The organism is Larkinella humicola (assembly GCF_008727875.1).
Lineage (GTDB): Bacteria > Bacteroidota > Bacteroidia > Cytophagales > Spirosomataceae > Larkinella > Larkinella humicola.
In genome coordinates, this window is sequence record NZ_VTWS01000001.1 from 67843 (window position 1) to 87407 (window position 19565).

The 19565-nt window shown below is 53.1% G+C and carries 23 protein-coding genes; 5 read left to right on the forward strand and 18 right to left on the reverse strand.

The annotated features are described in order from the left end of the window. Window positions 1-3: 3 nt before the first annotated feature. Both F0P93_RS00280 and F0P93_RS00285 read right to left on the reverse strand, forming a co-directional pair. Entirely contained in the window at window positions 4-975 is a 972-nt protein-coding gene (locus F0P93_RS00280) for a dihydrodipicolinate synthase family protein (RefSeq protein WP_150874393.1), read from the reverse strand. A 131-nt stretch (window positions 976-1106) separates the two neighbouring features. Further along, a complete protein-coding gene (locus F0P93_RS00285; protein WP_150874394.1) occupies window positions 1107-2705 on the reverse strand; it encodes a sodium:solute symporter family protein in 1599 nt (532 codons plus the stop codon). A 272-nt stretch (window positions 2706-2977) separates the two neighbouring features. On the opposite strand from F0P93_RS00285, the gene F0P93_RS00290 reads away from it, so the two are divergent. The 3 genes from F0P93_RS00290 to F0P93_RS00300 all read left to right on the forward strand — a co-directional run bounded on the left by F0P93_RS00290 (window position 2978) and on the right by F0P93_RS00300 (window position 5913). After that, window positions 2978-3844, forward strand: a complete 867-nt coding sequence (locus F0P93_RS00290) for an AraC family transcriptional regulator (protein WP_150874395.1) — start codon at window positions 2978-2980, stop codon at window positions 3842-3844. A gap of 116 nt (window positions 3845-3960) precedes the next feature. Further along, the gene (locus F0P93_RS00295; protein ID WP_225309314.1) at window positions 3961-5331 is read left to right on the forward strand and encodes a DUF3748 domain-containing protein; all 1371 of its coding nucleotides are present in this window, start codon (window positions 3961-3963) and stop codon (window positions 5329-5331) included. A 54-nt stretch (window positions 5332-5385) separates the two neighbouring features. Next, entirely contained in the window at window positions 5386-5913 is a 528-nt protein-coding gene (locus tag F0P93_RS00300; RefSeq protein WP_150874396.1) for a hypothetical protein, read from the forward strand. 51 nt (window positions 5914-5964) lie between these two features. Here the strand turns inward: F0P93_RS00300 and F0P93_RS00305 are convergent, their stop codons facing one another. Next, on the reverse strand, window positions 5965-6168 hold the full coding sequence (locus F0P93_RS00305; protein ID WP_150874397.1) for a PIN domain-containing protein: 204 nt from the start codon (window positions 6166-6168) through the stop codon (window positions 5965-5967). Then, on the reverse strand, window positions 6168-6407 hold the full coding sequence (locus F0P93_RS00310) for a hypothetical protein (RefSeq protein ID WP_150874398.1): 240 nt from the start codon (window positions 6405-6407) through the stop codon (window positions 6168-6170). The genes F0P93_RS00305 and F0P93_RS00310 overlap by 1 nt, the downstream gene beginning before the upstream one ends. A 235-nt stretch (window positions 6408-6642) precedes the next feature. Here F0P93_RS00310 and F0P93_RS00315 point away from each other — a divergent pair, with 235 nt between their 5' ends. Next, window positions 6643-6996 (forward strand): hypothetical protein, encoded by a 354-nt coding sequence (locus F0P93_RS00315; protein WP_150874399.1) that lies wholly within the window; start codon window positions 6643-6645, stop codon window positions 6994-6996. Window positions 6997-7002: 6 nt separating this feature from the next. Here the strand turns inward: F0P93_RS00315 and F0P93_RS00320 are convergent, their stop codons facing one another. The 13 genes from F0P93_RS00320 to F0P93_RS00380 form a co-directional block, all read right to left on the reverse strand. Next, window positions 7003-7827: a glycosyltransferase family 2 protein gene (locus tag F0P93_RS00320; protein ID WP_150874400.1), complete on the reverse strand. Its 825-nt coding sequence runs from the start codon at window positions 7825-7827 to the stop codon at window positions 7003-7005. Between the two features lie 33 nt (window positions 7828-7860). Continuing rightward, complete coding sequence (locus tag F0P93_RS00325) at window positions 7861-9534, reverse strand: TlpA family protein disulfide reductase (protein ID WP_150874401.1); 1674 nt, start codon at window positions 9532-9534, stop codon at window positions 7861-7863. Window positions 9535-9617: 83 nt separating this feature from the next. Beyond that, on the reverse strand, window positions 9618-10115 hold the full coding sequence (locus F0P93_RS00330; RefSeq protein WP_150874402.1) for an NADH-quinone oxidoreductase subunit C: 498 nt from the start codon (window positions 10113-10115) through the stop codon (window positions 9618-9620). Window positions 10116-10123: 8 nt separating this feature from the next. Further along, window positions 10124-10468, reverse strand: a complete 345-nt coding sequence (locus F0P93_RS00335) for a hypothetical protein (protein WP_150874403.1) — start codon at window positions 10466-10468, stop codon at window positions 10124-10126. 79 nt (window positions 10469-10547) lie between these two features. Next, window positions 10548-11096, reverse strand: a complete 549-nt coding sequence (gene nuoB / locus F0P93_RS00340; protein WP_150874404.1) for an NADH-quinone oxidoreductase subunit NuoB — start codon at window positions 11094-11096, stop codon at window positions 10548-10550. 61 nt (window positions 11097-11157) lie between these two features. After that, a complete protein-coding gene (locus F0P93_RS00345; protein ID WP_150874405.1) occupies window positions 11158-11640 on the reverse strand; it encodes an NADH-quinone oxidoreductase subunit A in 483 nt (160 codons plus the stop codon). A 6-nt stretch (window positions 11641-11646) separates the two neighbouring features. Further along, complete coding sequence (locus tag F0P93_RS00350) at window positions 11647-12267, reverse strand: sterol desaturase family protein (protein WP_150874406.1); 621 nt, start codon at window positions 12265-12267, stop codon at window positions 11647-11649. A 109-nt stretch (window positions 12268-12376) separates the two neighbouring features. Beyond that, window positions 12377-13708 carry an NAD(P)/FAD-dependent oxidoreductase gene (locus F0P93_RS00355; RefSeq protein WP_150874407.1) on the reverse strand — a complete coding sequence of 444 codons (1332 nt, stop codon included), beginning with the start codon at window positions 13706-13708 and terminating at the stop codon, window positions 12377-12379. Between the two features lie 113 nt (window positions 13709-13821). After that, window positions 13822-14745, reverse strand: a complete 924-nt coding sequence (locus F0P93_RS00360; RefSeq protein WP_150874408.1) for a bifunctional metallophosphatase/5'-nucleotidase — start codon at window positions 14743-14745, stop codon at window positions 13822-13824. Beyond that, on the reverse strand, window positions 14723-15487 hold the full coding sequence (locus F0P93_RS00365; RefSeq protein ID WP_150874409.1) for a 5'-nucleotidase C-terminal domain-containing protein: 765 nt from the start codon (window positions 15485-15487) through the stop codon (window positions 14723-14725). The genes F0P93_RS00360 and F0P93_RS00365 overlap by 23 nt, the downstream gene beginning before the upstream one ends. 4 nt (window positions 15488-15491) lie before the next feature. Continuing rightward, window positions 15492-17174: a M1 family metallopeptidase gene (locus tag F0P93_RS00370; protein ID WP_150874410.1), complete on the reverse strand. Its 1683-nt coding sequence runs from the start codon at window positions 17172-17174 to the stop codon at window positions 15492-15494. An 85-nt stretch (window positions 17175-17259) separates the two neighbouring features. After that, complete coding sequence (locus tag F0P93_RS00375; RefSeq protein ID WP_150874411.1) at window positions 17260-17673, reverse strand: type II toxin-antitoxin system VapC family toxin; 414 nt, start codon at window positions 17671-17673, stop codon at window positions 17260-17262. Beyond that, window positions 17670-17912 (reverse strand): hypothetical protein, encoded by a 243-nt coding sequence (locus F0P93_RS00380; protein ID WP_150874412.1) that lies wholly within the window; start codon window positions 17910-17912, stop codon window positions 17670-17672. Before F0P93_RS00380 ends, F0P93_RS00375 begins: the two co-directional genes overlap by 4 nt. A 138-nt stretch (window positions 17913-18050) precedes the next feature. Between F0P93_RS00380 and F0P93_RS00385 the strand changes: the two genes are divergently transcribed. Then, complete coding sequence (locus F0P93_RS00385; RefSeq protein ID WP_150874413.1) at window positions 18051-18695, forward strand: DUF3267 domain-containing protein; 645 nt, start codon at window positions 18051-18053, stop codon at window positions 18693-18695. A 266-nt stretch (window positions 18696-18961) separates the two neighbouring features. Here the strand turns inward: F0P93_RS00385 and F0P93_RS00390 are convergent, their stop codons facing one another. Beyond that, window positions 18962-19537, reverse strand: a complete 576-nt coding sequence (locus F0P93_RS00390) for a Uma2 family endonuclease (protein ID WP_150874414.1) — start codon at window positions 19535-19537, stop codon at window positions 18962-18964. Window positions 19538-19565: the final 28 nt, after the last annotated feature.

Consider the following 19565-nt stretch of genomic DNA (forward strand, 5'->3'; position numbering starts at 1 on the left):
TTCCTATCCGATCAATTTCCCGACGAAAACCGGCTCGATTCCCAATTCCAGTTGGAGTTGATTGGCGGTTTCGACCAGGGCATCCATGTCGCGTTGCAGGGCCGGTGTCAGGGGATCGACGTCCCGGCGGGTGTACAGCGAAATGGGCAATCCGCGTTTTTGCAGGGTATATTTAGCAATGGTCGGATAGGCTGTATGAACCAGATCCATACAATCTACGAAAAACTGCTGCACCCGCTTGACATCGTCCTGACGCGCCGAGTTATTGTAGTTGTTGGCCAGCCACACGACCAGTTCCGGAAATTCATTGCCCTGAATGCACGACAAGCCAGCCGCTCCGGCCTGCAACGACGAAACCGCATTGACCATGTAGGCATCGTATAAACCGAACCGATATCCGGCACCAACGGCAATCCGGCGGGCTACTTCGGCATCATCCAGGCAGGTATCTTTGTGGTAAATAAGCCGTCCGGTGGGCATCAAGTCTTTTAATATCTCGCTGCTGATCAACCGCTTATACGGAACCGGGCATTCGTAGAAACCCAGTGGAATGTTTTCGGTCAGGGCAATCAGCTCGTGCATCCGTTCCAGAAAAACCGCATCCGATTCGTCGGCATCGGCAATCAGGCTGGTGATCACGATCACGGCCTGAACACCGGTATCGTAAATCTGCTTAACGAAGTCGGCCTGCTGGGCGATGGGTCCACCGAATGTGCCTGTGGCGACCACCGGAACCCGCCCGGCGGTTTGGTCCACAACCAGTTTGGTGACAGCCAGCCGTTCGGCTTCCGTCAGTTCGTACATCTCGCTGGACAAACAGTTGGCAAACAGGCCCGCAGCACCCGCTTCGATGTAAAATTCGGTCAATTGGGCCAGCGTCGCCGTATCGACGGCACCGGTTTCCTGAAAAGGCGTAAGCATGACGGGGATGAACCCACGGGGCAACGACCCGACTGAAGGAGTGGAGGATGGCATGGTTGGAGGAAAGAAGGTAAAAAAGATCGTTACCCTGCCCACCGTCCCCTTGAGGGACGGTGGAGGACGGGCAGACTAAGGGTTAGGGTTTAGAAACAGACTTTTTAATTGGGTTAGTCAAGGGGTACACGCTACTGGTTAATGACGCTGTTGTTGGGCTTTAATTCAGAAACCGGTTCGAGCTTTTTGCCCCGAAGTCGGGTGAGCAGCAAGCCAACCAGGAATATCGTTAGCGTTCCAACCACCATGACCATATTCAGGTGAAAGGTGCTGCGGAGAGCCGCATATTCGTCGGGAATCTGGGGCGAAAACGTCATCCAGACAATTACCAGGACTCCGATCAGGGTGGCCGCCAGCGCTTCGGCATTCTGGGTTTGCCGGGAAATCATGCCCAGTAAAAACAGACCCAGCATGCCACCGGCAAAAATACCGGATAGTTGCCACCAGATGTCCAGCACGCTTTTGACGCCAATCATGGCAATGCCAGCCATCATGCCCAACACCCCAAAAACCGTCGTGGCTACGTATAAAAGCCGCAGCGACTGCGCCCCCGACAGGTTGGGTTTCAGATACCGCTGGTAAATATCGACGGAAAAAACCGTGGCCGACGCGTTCATGCTCGAACTGATGGTGCTCATGGCCGCCGACAAAATGGCGGCAACGATCAGGCCCACCAGCCCGGCCGGCACCTTGTTCACCATGAAATGCGGCATCACTTTATCGCCATATTCCGCCGGACTCAGAGTGGCCGCCAGTTGCCGAATGGCTTCGGGGCTGCCGTTGGGCAGGCGTTCGCCCGCAACCTGCATCCGAATGGCGTCGAGCAGTTCGGGGTTGGTTTGATAATAGGCGTAGAGACACGAACCAAGCACAAAAAACATCAGCGAAACCGGCACATACAGGTAGACGCACAGCCAGATAGACCGCGCGGCTTCCTTAATGGACGTCGTGGTATGATACCGCTGAACGTAGTTCTGATCCATCCCGAAGTTGTTCAGGTTCATAAAAAAACCGTACAGGAAAATCACCCAGAAGGTTGACTGCGAGAAATTTGGCGCAAAACTACCCAGACTGAATTTATCGTCGGCTTTCCCGATCTCGATTATCTTATCGACTCCTCCGGGCATGCCGTCGACGACCAGGTACAGAATGATCAATGCTCCCGCGGTTTTGATGACGCCCTGCACCACTTCCGTCCAGATCACCGCTTCCATGCCGCCCATCACCGTGTAGAGAATGATGCAGATGCCGACCACGATCATGATCGTCGCCATCGGATACCCCGTCAACGCCTGCAAACTGAGGGCGATGCCGAAGAAAATGGACCCCATGCGGGCGAGCTGGGTCAGCAGAAAGCAGACAACGGCGTAGGTCCGGGCCCAGGCCCCAAACCGGTGTTCGAGGTGGGTATAGGCCGACACCTCGCCGGTATTGCGGTAAAACGGAACAAAATACCGGGCAGCTACCCAGGCCGACAGTGGCATGGCCAGACTAAAAACGAACGAATTCCAGTTGCTGCCGAAGGCTTTGCCCGGTACGCCCAGAAAGGTATTGCTGCTGAGAAAGGTTGCGTAAATTGACATGCCAATGGCCCAGCCCGGAATCTTCCCCGAGGCTTTGGTGAACTGATCGGCACTCTTGTTGTTGCGGGAAAAATAAACCCCAACGGCAATCATCCCGACCAGATACGCTATGATGACCAGCAAATCGACAACGGGAAGGGTTTTCATAAGATTTCGAGCGTACCCCACCCCCCTGAAGGGGGCTTTACGTGATGCAGAAGCCCCCTTCAGGGGGGTGGGGGCAATTGGATAAATTATAAGAATTATTTTTTATTCTTCACCGAAAATAAGTGCTTCTTGATTAGCTTGCGGAGGCACTTTTATGACTGCACAGGTATTTTATTTCATTTTACTAGCAAAAGTACGCGATAAAGTAGTAACACCGGTATGGGGATTTTTCCAATTAATGTACGAATTTATCATTTTCGAGTAATTTCTGAATGAAACCGCAATTTCATAAAGTACCCCTGAATGCCCAGGATTCGTTCAGCATCCGGCACGAAGTCAAAGCCAGTTTCGGGAACATCTGGCATTACCACCCCGAACTGGAATTGCACTACGTGATCCGGGGCGAGGGAGTTCGGTTTATTGGGGATAATGTCAGCAACTTTTCGGCGGGCGAAATGCTGCTGGTGGGCGAAAACCTGCCGCATACCTGGCGGTGTAACGAAGCGTATTTTCGGGAAGACCCGGCTCTGCCGGTCGAAGCGATTGTGATGCAGTTCCGGCCCGATTGTCTGGGTCGCGACTTTCTGAATCTGACCGAAACCCAGCCCATCCGGCGGCTCTACGAAAAGGCGCTGCGGGGCTTGCTGATCAAAGGCGGAACCAGCGAAAAAGTGGCGGCTTTGCTGCACAGCGCGGTGGAAGCCCAGCCCCTGCAACGGCTGATCGTGCTGCTGTCGATTCTGGACGTGCTGTCACATTCTGCTGATCTGGAGACCATTACGTCGGAACGGGCATTCTACCAGTCGAACGAACTGGAAACCGTTCGGCTCAATAAGGTCTACAGTTATACCTTGTCGAATTACGCCAAAGACATCGGTCTCGATGAAATCGCGTCGGTGGCCAGCCTGAGTGTGACGTCCTTCTGCCGGTATTTTAAACTGATGACGCACAAGACCTACCATGAATTTCTGACCGAGATTCGGGTCAGTCATGCGTGTCGGGCGCTGGTCGAAAACAAACTGAGTGCGGAGGCCATCTGTTTTGAAAGCGGTTTTAACAACCTGTCGAATTTTTACCGGCACTTCAAGCGCGTCAAAGGCATCACCCCCCTCGAATACAAACGAAATTACCTTCAGTGAGTGGTACACAGGTTAGTGTTTTGGGTATATAGTGTACGATTCCCGGTAGCTGATACACGCGACAGGAACCCGTCAGCCACCGAAAACCTTGACCTGTAAACCGTAAATCCTTTTCCATGAACTTCCGGATCGGCTGGCTTCTTTTTGGCATAGGCATTCAGGCCTGCGCTCCTAAACCGCACTTGACAATGAATTTTAGCGAACACCAATTGACGTTTGACACCAAAGGCCATACCATTCACAACAACCAGGCTTTTTCGCCCACCGATGAGTGGCTGGTGTATGACACCCGGAACCAGGACGGCGGCATCGGCGGCACAGCAGCCATTGAAATGGTGAACGTCAAAACCGGCGAGATCCGGCTGCTTTACCAGACAACGAATCAAACCGAATTTGGTCCCGGCGTGGGCGCGGCCACCTTCTCACCGACGCAAAACCGGGTGCTGTTTATCCACGGCGTTCGGAATGCCAACCAACAGAAACCGTATGATTTCGATCGCCGGACGGGCGTGGCCATCGACATCGACCAGCCCGGCAAACCGATTTTTCTGGACGCCCGCAACGTCAAACCGCCCTTTACGCCGGGGGCCTTGCGGGGCGGTACGCACGCACACTACTGGAGCGCCGACGGTCAGTGGATCAGCTTTACCTACAACGATCACCACATGAATGTGCTGAGTAAAACCAATCCGGCGGTGAAGGATTTGCGCGTGGTGGGCGTGATGGCTCCGCTCGGGAAGGTGAGCGTGCCCGACGACGGTTCGCTGGAAAACAATCCGGGCGAGCTGTTTTCAGTGGTGGTGACAAAGGCCACCGAAAACCCCAAACCGGGCAGTGACGAGATCGACAAGGCGTTTGACGAAGGCTGGATTGGCAGCAACGGCTATCTGAAACCGGACGGAACCCGGCAGAAGCGGGCGATTGCATTTCAGGGCAATGTGCGGAACAAGGAAGGGAAAACGATCACGGAAATTTTTGTGGTAGACCTCCCCGACGACCTGACCCAAGCCGCTGAGGGTCAACCGCTGGAAGGCACTGAAACCAGCCGACCGAATCCACCGAAGGGCGTTCAGCAACGCCGGATCACGTTCACGGAACACGGCGCGGAAGGTCCCCGCCACTGGCTGAGGACTCCGCCCGACGGTTCGGTGATCGGTTTTCTGGCGAAAGACCCCAGCGGAACGATTCAGATTTTTGGGGTGTCGCCCAACGGCGGGGCAATCCGGCAACTGACCCGCCAGCCGTTTTCCATCCAAACCACTTTCAATTTCAGCCCCGACGGCCGCTGGCTGGCCTATGCCGCCGACAACAGCGTATTCATCACGGATCTGCAAACCGGCGACTTCAAGCGATTGACGCCCCGCTCATCGGACGACGCCAAACCCTGGAACGGCGTCGTGTGGTCGAACCAAGGGGATCAGATTGCGTATAACCGTTATGTAACGACGGAGAAAGGGCGGTTTTTGCAGATGTTTTTGTTGAAATAGCTTGGGTATTCAAAAAATACCGTGTTTTTTTAAATCGAAAGATCATGCGTTGTTATGACTACCGAAGATCACCCCTTTGTTTGTCCGACCTGTGCCTGGCGCGGCACGGAAAATGAGCTAGACTGTGACTATTCCCTGTTTGGCGAGTATACCGAGAAAACATGTCCAAAATGCAGCACCGTCCTCCAGACGGTCCGCAACTATGTGACCGCGGAAGAAGCTCAGCAACAAGCGGATGCGGGAAATGCCTGGCTTCAACAGGCGATCAGTTACCGCTCTCGCATCGAGCAGTCCCAATTGAAATCCCTTGATCAGTTTCCCGAGTTGGCAGATCGATCCGAACTTGAATTGGTCTGGGAATGTGTCAACATACCGGAAGAAGGGCGGCAGGAGTCCGTTTGGATTATCATTCGATTGTCGACCGGTGAGCCGATCTGGCGGGAGCGTTCGTATTATGGAAACCAGGCTCGTTTTTCTGAAATGAAAGAATTACTCACCCTGAAATACGGGGACCGTTTTAAATCGCTTGAACGCGACTGCAGCGATCATTTGTACACTTCTTTGTACTGGTATGGCGATTAGAGACGGACGGTTTTGGGGATGCTTACTTTTTTGTTACAAGTCAGGTTCTGGTTAAAATGCGGATTCGTATTTAAAATCTACAGCTTTGTGGGATTTGATGGGGTTATCGCTATTTTCAGCACCGTAGCGAAGCTCAACAACCGTAATTTCAGAAATATAGCAATTCTCCCGGCCTTTTTCCTTGATCAGTTCGTCTAACTTGAGTTTGCCACGGAGAAAAAATACGCAAATGTTCGTATCGAGGAGATAGGGCATTAGAATTTGATTTCTTTCTTCCTGAATTGCCGACTTGCTTTTAGATCAGCGATAATCTCTTCTGCGGATTTATCGGATGCGAAGGCACCAAACGATCCATAGAAGTGGTCTTCTACGAGTCTCTCTTTGGTTTTTAACGATTTTGAAAGACTCTCGATTAGCACCATTTTACTATCAGAGCTAAGCCCTTCCAGTAATTCCGAATAGGCTTCGACAATATGGCGGTCCGTGTCGTTCATCTTAATCTCCATTGGATTTGCAAAACAATCGCTCGCTAATTAGTGATTAATGTATCAATTTTTGTTTGATTTAACAAAATCTCCGCTGGTAGCCTTTCTAGCCCCCGGATTGCAACAGTGCAAATAAGGCATTTCGCAAAAATAAGGAAAGACTCGATGAAAACTTTTCGAAAGTAATCCCCTCCCCCAACCTTTTCCCCACCAAATGCGTCTTACTACCAAAACCAGTAAACCCATGAAGACGCTACCTTTGATTGTTGGCCTGCTGATGGTGGCCTGCCATCCCAGCCCCTGGGACCAGGAAGTGGCCGTCAGTTCCGACTGCCCGGCCTATGCCGAATGGAAAAAAGCCGCCGACCTGCGCGAAGTGCCGGGAACGGTGGTCAACGAAGCGGAGAGTTCACAGACCAGTACGTGGCTCTACATCCTCACCAGCGACAGCACACGCTATTTCGCCTGCAACCTGCCGACGTCCGTACAGAAAACCGGTACGAAAGTCGTTTTCAACGCCGATGAGTTTGCGCCCCCGCCGAACGTCCGGCTGGCCGGTGTTCCCGTTAAACTCACCAAACTGCGGACGGCGCCCTGAAACCGGCTAGGCATGAAGTTGGGCAATGGCACGCTGGTCGGCCTGACGAATCAGCTTTTTAACGCTCCGTAAGGCCCGAAGCATCAGCCGAATGCGGAAATACAGGACAATGGGTTTGGAAAAATGCTTCCGCGCAAACAACAGGCTGCAATGATGATAACTGCCGTTGAAAAACTTCTCCTCAACGCCCGAATCGACCCCGCCCTGGTGGCTGGCGTGGTGGATGAGCGCGGCCTTGGCCACGTAGCCCATGCGGCAACCGGCCCGGAAAGCCCGCAGTCCAAAATCGGCATCCTCGTGAACGGCAACCCCCGTAAACCGCTCATCGAACGGGCCAATCTTGTCAAAAACCGGGCGTGATACCGAAAAATTAGCACCCGTCACCACATTCACCGGCCCATCGGTCGGGCAATCGTCGCCCCCCGTAAACTTCAGATACCACGTCAGCCACGACGGGCTCGACTGGGGCGGCACGTGCGTTTCGATAATCCGTCCCTGCACCACCTCCAGCCCGCTCTGGTGAGCCTCAAAATGCGCCTGAACGAAGGTCGGGTCAAATTCCGTGTCGTCGTCGATGAAGATAATGACTTCGCCCCGCGCGTGCCGGAGGCCCCGATTTCGGGCGGCTGTCAGCGACGGTTGTTCGCTCCGGATTAATTGAAACCGGGCTTTATTCTCGTCCAAAAACCGACGCGTTTCCGGCTCATGCTGACGGGTCTGGTCCACGACCAGAATTTCGAAATCGGCGAAATCCTGCCGGAACGCGCATTGCAGGCATTGCACCAGCAACGCTTCCCGGTTGTAGGTCGGAATAATGAGGGAAACAAGCACAAAAGTTACGGTATAGGTACGCTGGAAACGGTTCTACAATTTTTCCCGGATGAGTTTCAATACTTCGTCCGATTTAGACGGCAGCGGAGCATCGCGCTTGAGAACTTTCCCATCGCGGCCCAGCAGCCCGGCCGCCGGAATGTATTCGGCCCGGAGCGTTGCCAACAGGTTGCCAAGCTGGTCTTCGTCCACAAAAATGTGGAGTCCCTTGGGCTTGTTTTTAGCCACCCACTCCCGCCAGAGTTCCATCGAGGTCTGGCTGCTGCACACATAGGCCACCAACACATCGCGGCTACCGAGCTGCTCCTGAATGGCGCGGGCCGCCAGGGCCTCCTGCCGCGAAGGCTCCACGTCAGTCGACCACGCCAGCACGTAAACCAACCGCCCCAGTGCCTGTTTCTGAAGTTGCTCGAGCAGTTCTTTCCCGTAGTGGCTGGAGCGCATCAGGGTCACCCCCGACAACACCTCGACCGGTTCATCGACCTGATTGGTAAACTTTTCTGCCACGTCCCGCACCGTCGCGCTGTCTTTGACCTCCAGCCGGTACAATTCTTCCAGCGAAAGCCGGTAGTGCGGATCGGTCACCTGGGGCATGATGTGCCGGTACAACAGCAGTTGGTTTTTCAACTCAATATCGGGCAGGATGGACTCCAGGAAATTGGCTTTCAGGTAATCCAGTCCGGTGCTGTCCACCATTTTCCGGTACTGCGACATTTCCGTTTCATACACCAGCAGCTTCGCCAGCGTGTCCTGGTGGCGTTGTAATATCCGCTGCAGCATCGGCATATCGCGGCTCACGGCGGTTTTCCCGGCCTTCAGCTCGTCCACCCGTGTGCGTTCCGTAGCCGACAGATCCCGGATATACTGATCCACCAGCCGGGCAAACGTACCTACCGGCACCCCGCGACCGGTCTGGTCAGCGATTCGTGAATTGGCATAAGCCGCAAACCGCTCCATGGCCGTTGTCCGCTGAACCGTCAGGAAAAGGTCGTCGGCAGGTCGTAAGCTACTGCCGGAGGGCAAACCCGTTTCCAGACGCGTGTCCTGCTCAGCCAGCGCCCGGTCATACAGATAGGTAGACACTTCGTATTTGATGCCCGACCGGATGTACTGATCCAGCAGCGGCAACACCTCGTGGGTCTGGCGGTATTTTTCGTAGGTGGAGATGAATTCATTCGTCAGAATCTTCCGGCTGTCGTCTGCCGACCGTCCCTCGACCCGTTTTGCCAACTGGCGGTTATCGACTTTGGGCTTATTTTTAAACTCGAAGGCCTTATACCGGGTCAGTTGGTTGTTCACCTGGGCGTTGGTGCCGCTAAACCGGAAAGGCGCTTCGGACAAGAACAGGGAGTCGGCATCGAGCGCAATTTCGATGGTGCCGGCCGAACCCAGAAACGCGGTTGAAATCTGGCCGAAATTGAAATACAGCTCTTCGTAGGGATACACCAGCGGTAATGTCACCTGAAACGACCCATCGGCCGCGAGCGGAGCCGGGCGTGCCATTTCGCGGTTCGCCTGCAGGATGTTATTCCGCGAAACCGTCACGTTGGGACTTTGGCGGTATAGTTGAAGCGTCAGGTTTTTGATTCGGCCCTTCACCGTTACGGAATCGGATTTGAACTGGGCGTAAACGGTTGGGAATTGGCCGAAAAAGAAGGTCAAAAGGAGGCAGAACGCCGGGAATACTCTATAACGTCGTGTTGGCATGAAGGCAATGGCTCAAGTCAATCCAGAAAAGATACAAGTTAAACTGCCAATTGCACACTACCAAACGTTCCGGGTCTCCGGAGTTATTTCACTTTGATACCGTGGTAGGTCTCCATCTCCCGGTAATCTTTCCGCAACGGATGGCCCACCCAGTCGGTGGGAAGCAGAATCCGGCGCAAATCGGGATGGCCGTCGAAGTGAATCCCAACCAGATCGAAGATTTCGCGCTCGTGCCAGTCGGCCGTTCGCCAGACGCTGCTGACCGTCGGAACCACCGGTAGCGGTTCGCCTTCGGCAGTGCGCGGCAACACGACTTTCAGCGTCAGGTTATGTTCGTAGGGGATTGAAGTCAGGTTGTAAACGACCTCCATCGTGTTGACCTGCAGACCGTTATCGATCCCGGTCATGCAGGCCAGAAAGTCAAAAAAAAGCCGGTCATCGTCGCGCAAAAACCGGCAAATTTCGGCGATCTGCGTTGACTCCACCACGAGGAAAGGCTGCGGATTGGCGGTATTGCTTTGCAGAATTCCGTCGGTGCCGAATTGAGCCAGCAGCAGTTCAGATAATTCGGAAAAATTCATTCTGCAAGTTAGCGAATTGAGACGATCGTTATCTCATCGGCCTCAAATTTCGAGCCCCAGCCGCACTCGACGGTTTTCTTCCGGTCCGTAAATTTATAGACGATGGTGCCCTGCTTCTGTTGTTCCTTGCCCACGAAGTTCTCCACCAGGGCGACGGATTCGGCATCGGGCGCATACCGGATTATTTTTTGCGGATCGTTCCAGTTCAGGGCCACGTGCGCCTGACAACCGTCATACGCCAGCCCGTTGGGATACAGCATCACTTCCGACCGGAGTTCGGGGCCGGAGGTGGAATCGTCTTCGGTGCAGGCTGTGAAGCACAACACCATCAGGGTGATCAGGATCGTTTTCATACCAGTTCGTATTTGTTAAACCGTATGACCCTTTTATCCTTTAATTGGTTGGAGTACATTCGACTCTTTTCAACAAAAGTTACTGCACGGCTTCCCTTTCGTCGGCTTCCATCGCCAGCAAAGCCGTCGGTGCCGGTTCGTCCCGCAGGCTGCTGTTGCGGATTTTTTCCTGCAATTTCAGAAAACCGCCAATCAGGGCTTCGGGGCGCGGTGGACAACCCGGCACATACACATCGACGGGAATAATCCGGTCCACGCCCTTCACGACGTGGTAACCGTGCTGCCAGTAGGGTCCTCCGCAGTTGGAACACGACCCCATCGAAATCACATAACGCGGTTCGGGCATCTGTTCGTAGAGCCGCCGGATGCGGTCGGCCATCTTGAACGTTACGGTTCCGGACACGATCATGACATCCGACTGCCGGGGCGAAGGCCGGGGAAAAATCCCGAACCGCTCCAGATCATAGCCTGATGCGAAGGTTTGCATCATTTCGATGGCACAGCAGGCCAGCCCGAAGCCCATCGGCCACAGCGACGAAAGCCGCGCCCAGTTCAGGAGGTCTTCAGCCGTGGTCAGCAACACCCCACCTTCGCCGGATTTGAATCGTTGATCGAGTAAACCGCTCATGGTTGATTTTGCCCCCAACCCCCTAAAGGGGGCTTTTGCCGCCAGATGCGAAAAGCCCCCTTTAGGGGGTTGGGGGCGATTTTTTATATTTCTGATTCACTTTTTCGTACAGAGAAACCGGTACGGCGGTTTTCATTTCCGGTACTTTCGGTTCCGGTTTCACCCAATCCAGAAAGCCTTTGGCCCAGACATACGCCAGCCCTAGTGCCAGAAGAGCCACAAAGATGACCATTTCCGCTAGGGAAAGCCAGCCCCACAAGCCGTTCGTTTCTTCGATCAACGCCTTTTGCCCAAAAACCGTAGCCCACGGAAACAGGAAGACCAGTTCAACGTCGAACAAAACAAAAATAAGGGCGACCACGTAAAACCGCACGTTGAACTGCACATTGGCGTTGCCCACCGGTTCTTCGCCGGATTCGTAGGTGGTTTGCTTCTCGATGTTGGGGCGGTTGGGGCGCAACAAACTCCCAACAAACAAAACCAGCCCAACGAACGCCAGGCCGGTAATGATGAACAATAGAATGATTCCGAAGTCGGAGAGCATGCGGTGTTATTTCATGTACGTTCCAAAAATGTGGTCCCACAAGGGCGACGAAACGCCGTAATTCTTTTCGTGGCTCTTGTAGTGGTGAACCGAGTGATTGATCCACAACCACTTAAAGAAATTCTTGGGCGGAGCGTAGGCATGAACGATGAAATGCACGAACAGATAACCCGAATAGCCGACCAGAAAACCGGGAAAAAAGGCGTAGGAAGCTTCGCCCAGCAACAGAAAAAGAACGCCAAACAACGCAGACGCCACAAAGACAGCCGCAGCCGGGGGCATGGCCAGCCGGGTTTTGTCTTTCGGATACTCGTGGTGAATACCGTGGAAGGTATACTGAATTTTAGCCTTCGTCGGCGTGTCGGTTTCCATGTGAAAAACACCCCGGTGAACGGCGTATTCGACCAACGTAAAGACGGTTATCCCCGCAAAAAAGAGAAAAGTAATCCAGAGAGCCGACATTTCCGTATACGCAAAGGCGTACCAGCCAAAAAGTGTAGACGTTACCAGGTAAATGCTAATCGGAACCGCAATGTGGGTACGTGACAACCGTTCGAGAATCGGGTTCTCAAACAACGGCTTGGTGCCACTATTTTTAGGTCTGGTTTTGGTTATCGTTTGTTCCATACTATAAAGAATTAAATGCCGCCAAAACGTGGGGAACGCCGGGGCGCGGGTGTGTAAACTGCAAATTTAAACTACTTTTCAACAGATGGTCAAACAAGTTGACCATTTATTATTTTGTGATTAACTGGTCTTCTACTTTCTTCTGAATGGCTTCCATGCTGCCTTTCGGGAGTTTGGGTTTGATAATCAGCCGCAGCGATTGGTCGTCGCTGAGGTAATTCCAGGCCCAGTTGACCAGAATGAGCAACCGGTTTTTGACGCCAACAATGGCCATAAGGTGCACAAAAAGCCAGACCATCCACGCAAAAACACCCTGAAAGCTCCAAAAAGGCAGATCAACGACCGCTTTTCCGCGACCAATCGTGGCCATCGTTCCCAAATCTTTATACGTAAACGGTTCCATCGGCTGATCCTTCCCCATTCGCACCAGGTTTTTTGCCAGGTGTTTGCCCTGCTGAATCGCCGGTTGCGCAATTTGCGGGTGCCCATTCGGGTATTTTTCCTCCGTCATCAACGCAATATCGCCCAGCGCAAAAATATCCGTGAATCCCTGCACCTGACTGAACCGGTTGACGAGCAAACGCCCCCCACGGCCCGTCGCTTCGGCTGGCAGTCCGTTCAGCGGATTGGCTTTTACGCCAGCCGCCCAAACGAGGTTGTTCGTCCGAATTGTGGACCCGTCGGCCATGTGAACCAGCCGACCGTCGAAATCCTGAACGCGGGTATTGAGTTTAACGATGACCCCCAACTTTTCGAGGTACTGTTGTGATTTCACCTGCGACTCGACCGACATCGGCCCCAGCAGTTCCGCCCCGGACTCGATCAGGTAAATCTGCATCATCTTGAAATCCAGTTCCGGGTAATCGCTCGGCAGAACGGTTTTCCGCATCTCCGCAAAGGTTCCGCATAATTCGACACCCGTAGGCCCTCCGCCCACTACGACCACATTTAAAAAACCTTCTTTTTCATCTAAGGTATCGACGGAAAGGGCATCTTCAAAATTTTGCAGCACCCGGTTTCGGAGCGCAATAGCCTCAGAGACCGACTTCATCGGCAAGGCACGCTCGATGATGTTCTTCATCCCGAAAAAATTGGTATCGGCTCCGGTAGCCACCACCAGGTAATCGTAGTCGATGGGTCCTAAGTCGGTATCGACGGTTTTGGTGTCGGGATGAACCGCCGTCACGGTGGTAACGCGGATGTGAACGTTCTTACAATTTTGAAAAACCGCCCGCAAGGGAAAGAGGATGGAACTGGCTTCCAGTCCCGAGGTCGCCACCTGGTAATAAAGCGGCTGAAATTCGTGGAAATTATGTTTGTTGATCAGAACGACCTGAAATTCTTTGCGGCTGGAAAGTTTACGCGCCAGTTGCAAGCCGCCGAACCCCGCTCCCACAATCACTACGCGTTTGCGGTCGGTACGTGGAATATTTGGGTTCATACGTCGTGGAATTAGACCTGTTGAAAGGATAACTGCAATCGTTTCCGTAAGGTTTCAACCGCTTAAGCGAAACGGTCGATTTTCGCCGAATCCGCTTCTGAACGGTTCTGGCCCTACGATTTCACTTCCACCGCTTTGCTTTCCATAACCGGTTTCGCTTTTCCGCGCTCAAACGTCAGGTCGATCCGGCCCAGGTAAATCCCGGCAAACCCCACCTGATTGATCAAAACCGGGAGTCCGTCCTGGCTCAGCACGTTGACGGGTGCTTCCAGAAACGTGTGTGTATGCCCGCCGATGATCAAATCAATGTTCCTGCTTTTGGAGGCAAAAACCCGGTCCGACACGGCTTTGTCGTTGTATTGGTAGCCCAGATGCGACAGACAGATGACGTAATCGCAGTTCAGGTCGTTCCGCAGCTTCGCGGCCATGTCGTTGCCGGTTTCGATGGGGTCCAAATACCGGGTTTCCCGGAATAACTCCTTCGGAATCAACCCTTCCGGTTTAATACCCAAGCCAAAGACACCGATCTTCAACCCATCTTTCTTGAAAACCCGGTACGGTTCCGTGCGGCCGTCCATCGCCGTGTTTTTAAAGTCATAATTGGCAATCAGAAACGGAAATTTCGCTTTTCCGAACTGCGTCACCATGTTGTCCATGCCACCGTCGAAGTCGTGGTTGCCGATGGTGCTGGCGTCGTAGCGCATCTGGTTCATAGCCTGCACTTCGGGTTCGCCCTTGTACAGATTGAAATAGGGCGTTCCCTGAAACAGATCCCCCGCGTCGAACAGCAGCACATTGGCTTGTTCGCTCCGAATCTGGTTGATCAGCGTAGCCCGGCGGACAATACCGCCCCGCCCGGCATTGCGGCCCCCATCCATCGGAAACGGTTCCAGGCGGCTGTGTACGTCGTTGGTGTGCAGAATCGTCAGTTGGGTGAGCTTCGGTTTGGCCAGGGTTTCCGGAGCAAAACCGCCCACCACGGCAGCCGTACCGAACAGCTTCAGAAACTGGCGTCTATTGGATTGTAATGCGTCCATCGGTTGTCGGGTTTAGGGGTTGACCGGGTTTGCCAAGCTGTCGAAAATAATCAATGAAAACGTCCCGGATGGGAACCGTGAAATTCTTCCGGGCCACGGCATCCTTCAGAAACGCCGTTCCTCCACCCCGATCGGCCACGTAATCGCTCATCAAAACCGTGTAGTTCTGGTTGGGATCGAACTTCTTCCCGTTTGTAAAGGCGATGTCGGTCAGGATATTATTCTTGATCACCACCCGAACGCCACCCACCACCAGCGATTTTTCATCGATTTCACTGCCTACAAAAAACTCGAAAAATTCCCGCAGCATGGAGCCTTTCAGCGTCAGCATCACCAACTGGTTGTCAAACGGCATCACTTCATAAATGCTGCCAATCCGGATTGGGCCCTGGGGCAATCCCGTCCGAATCCCGCCGTAATTCAGGTGCGAGCAATCGGCGGGTTGTCCCAGCTTCTGCTGCGCATACTGCAACATGGCATCAGTGAGCATATTGTTGAGGGCGCATTCGGGTTTGGAGCGGTTCAAAGGCACCGCCGACTGCACCAGCACTTCGTTCATGGTTTGATCCATCTGCTGCTTGTAGGGTTGCAGAAAACGGGCCATGCCGCTATCGGCCGGAGCCGTCAGCGAGTCGATCACGACGCGTTTATAACCCTGATCGGTCAGGTGGTAGCCCGTCTGGCAAGCCGTGGTCAGCACGACCAGCAGCGGAAGAAACCGTAGTTTTGAGAAGCGCGTCATAAAATTATTCCTGGGTTTTCTGAGCGGTTTCGACCAGGGGCCGGGCGCCGAAGTATTGCAATTCATAGGCAAAATTCAACCACCCCTGCGACCGGCGGATGAGCATCGTCTGCCATTCCCGCGTGGTAAACAGGGTGTGCCAGGGGCCGTAGGCAAACCGGTATTTCAACGGCATGTTGAAGCCGGGCGCATCGGCAATCCAGCGGTGCTGCACTTCGATGAAATCACCCTTTTCCGTCACTTTGTATTCCAGAACGGGCGGAGCGGCATAGTTCAGAAACTGATCGAAGATGGGGCGCAGGTCGATTTCGGTTTCCCGGCACAAAATATCGATGATCTGTTTGGTGGTCACCAGCGAGTGTTTCCGCTCCAGCGCCACTTTCCGCAGCGCCATAAACCAGACGTTGTCGTCATTCACCACGCACCGCAGGGAGTGCAGCAACCACGCTCCCTTGTAATAAATATCCGTATCCTTGTGCTGGAAGTTGACGCCCCTCGGCCCCATCAGCGGGAATTTGTTTTTGATCAGCGGTTTCTGTGTCATCAAATACTTGATTGCCTGCGGGGGGCCGTGGGTGTTTTCCACATAAATCGATTCCATGTACGTAGCAAACGATTCGTGAATCCACATTTCGGCGGGGTCGGAGACACTCAGGCTGTTGCCAAAATACTCGTGCGCACTTTCGTGAATCAGGATGAAATCGAAGCCGAAAGGATTGTTCCGGTAGTTGTTTCCGTAGCCAATGGCACTCTGGTGTTCCATGCCCCAATACGGTGTTTCGACCACCGAGTAACCGTCGCGCCAGTAGGGATAATGCCCGAAATACCATTCGTAACAATCGAGCATACCGATCACCTGCTCGAAGTGTTTTTTGGCTTTTTCTTCGTTATAGCGCAGAACGTGGTAGTTCAAGTCGAGATACTGATAATCCCGGCTCCGGTATTGCTCCTGAATCGTGACGTAATCGCCCAGATTGAAGGTGACGTTGTAGGTGTTGATGGAATAGGAAACCGCCCACACGAACTCCGTCTGGTTGTCGCCCACCTCGCGCTCTTCCTGAAGCCGGCCGTTCGAGACGGCTTTCAGGCCCCGGGGTACGCGGAAAGTCATCTGCATCGACTCGGGTTCGTCGGACAGGTGATCCTTGCAGGGCCACCACGAACTGGCGCCCAGTCCTTCGCAGGAAACGCCCACCCAATCGTTCCCGGTGCTGTCTTTGCTCCAGGAAAAACCGCCATCCCAGGGCGGGTTCACGGCTTCGCGGGGTTTTCCGTGGTAGGCTACTTTTATTTCTTCAACGTTATCCTTTTCCTGGGCCGCCTTCATGGTCACAAAAATGGCGTTGCCTTCGCGGGTGTACCGCAGGGATTGGCCGCCCTGCGTGATCGCATCGATGGTCAGGTTTTCGAACAAGTCAATCTGCATCCGTTTGAAGGGCGTTCGCACCCGATACCGGATGGTGTTGCTCCCCGCAATGCTTTTCGTAGCCGGATCGACGGATAAATTGAGGTCGTAAAAAAGGACATTGTAACACGTACGTTCCGGACGGAGCGAGCCCCGCAGCGAATCCTGCCGGGTAAAGGTGTCAGGTGTAAGCCGTTCGGGTTCAGAAGGTTGCTTCGGTTGTTGAGCAAAAAGAGGAAATACGTACCAAAAGGCCAGCAGGCCCACTACCCATTGTTTCATGTAAAGAAGCTGCAAATTGTATACAATGATACGGAATAATCCAGCGACAACCCGTATTGTCCACCACGCGTTAGTCTCCTACGGTTTACAAATCTATCCAGTTCTCAAGCTTCGCCCCGGCCAAATCCGCGAAATGTCGCGTATTGCGGGTAACCAACGTCAATCCGTATACAATAGCCGTTGATCCGATCAGCAAATCGAAGTCATCGACGGTTCGGCCCATCCGTCTGAGGGAAGCTTTTTGGCGGGCATACTCGTATAGACCTTCACCGATGCGGAGAATACGTCCCTGAAAAAAAGCCTGGAGATCATCTACATTTTCTCGATTCCTCTGCCGTCGATCAGGTGCGCTGTTTTCTACACCAAATAATAATTCGGCAATGGTAATTTCCGACACGAAACACGATTTTGTCCCGACGTCGGCAATTTTTCGTTTGATACCGAATTCGTCTTTAATCAGATGTACACAAATGTTGGTATCGAGCAGATAACGGCTCATAGGTGTATATTGCGGTCATGGAAAGAACGCGCATTTTGGAGCATGGCCGCTAGTTCGTCGCCAGATTCATCACTTTTCCAGCCACCAGCCACGCGATTCAGTAAACGCAATTCTTCGGCTTCGCTTCGTTCACCTTCCGTGTGCGTTTCTCTGATACGAAGTCCCAAACGCTGTGCCAGGCCTTTGAACAACTCAAAATCAGCGTCGTTTTGGGTTTCAATCGTGATGGTGTGCATCATGGTATTTCTGGTTAATATCCCTGCTAATTTAACTAATTTTCGATGTAACCTGTTCCCTGTGTGCACTATTCGCTATGAATTCCGACCCGTTCCGTCTTATCTTTAAGAAAGCAAAAAGCCCTTCATGTTTTCAGCGTTATGACCAAACCCCGCATTGCCGATTTTCAGGACGCCAGTCGGTTTCACCTCGTTGAATCGTTCTCCGTCGACGACATGAAAGTGTTTCTGCTGCGCGAACTGGGCCTGAACCCGGTCGCGGAAAAGAAACCGGCTCAGCTAACTGTCAAGTCAGCCATTTTCTTTCTGAGTATGGCGGGATTTGGCGGAATTTTTGGCTTTCTGCTGGCGAAAACCGCCGGGACGGTTCCATGGTGGCACATTCCCGCAGCATTCGCCGGATTGCTGGTGCTCCTGCCCATTCACGAAGGCATTCACGCCCTGGTTTTCAAGGTGCTGGGCGCCCCCGAGGTAGGATTTGGATATTCCCTCAAAAGCCTGATTGTGTATGCTTACGCGCAACGGTTTGTGATGACACTCCGGGAAAATGCGCTGGTGGCCGTCATGCCGTTTGTGGTCATTACCACGGCTTTGGTGCTGGCCTGGATCGTCTGGCCGTCGTGGGGTGTGATCTGGGGAATTGTCCTCCTGATGCACACGCTGGCCTGCATCGGCGACTACGTGCTGGTGCGGTATTCCCTTAAAAACCGCCACCGTACGATGTTTACCTACGATGACCTGGACGAGCGAAGATCGTATTTTTACGAACGAACCGACGAACTTTAGTCCGTGTTACAGTGAACACGGACTAATTGATTTAAACAAAATAAACGCCGAAGTGAATGTTTATCAGCCCACAGCTTTAGCTGTAGGAAATTGAAACAAAACCAAATCATTCCAGAACCGTTTCAACGGTTTTCTGGCCGATAAAACCGTTGAAACGGTTCTGTAGTAGGTGGAACTTTTCGCTATACCCACAGCTAAAGCAGTGGGCTGATAAGCCAAATATGAAGCCGGCGTTTATTTTGTTTAAACCAATAAGTCCGTAGGCACTACAACAAGGTCGAAAGGTTCACTTCCAGACCCGGCAAAACCGACTCGCCCGAAAGGGTTTCGGTGAAGGATCGGATTTCCGGCTCTTCATCCGGGCGGTAGATGGTGGTTTGCTGTTGAAACGGATCGATTAGCCACGCCAGCCGAACACCGTTTTTAAGGTACTTCTCCATTTTGACCGGCAACCAGTACTTTTCGTCCCGATCCGACATCAGCTCAATCACAAAATCCGGGCAAATTCGGGAGAACTTATCTTTGTCTTCTTCCGGCACAGAATCCCAGCGTTCGTTGCTGATCCAGGCCACATCCGGAGCGCGAACGGACGTGTCGGGCAACGTAAAACCGCCATTCGAGTCGGTAACCTTGCCCCGTTTTGCCAGCCGGTTCCAGATACCGATCTCAACGACAAGATCCGCATTTCGTATACTCGTTTTCGTTCCGGTTGGCATCTGGAAATAGATTTGACCGTCTTCGTCCCGCTCGACCCGCAATTCGGGGTTCTGGCGACAGAATTCAAAGAATTCATCGTCGGTAAAGCAACCGTCGTAGGCGGGTAGTTTGATAGGTAAGCGCATAAGACGTTTTAGAGATAGACGTTCAACC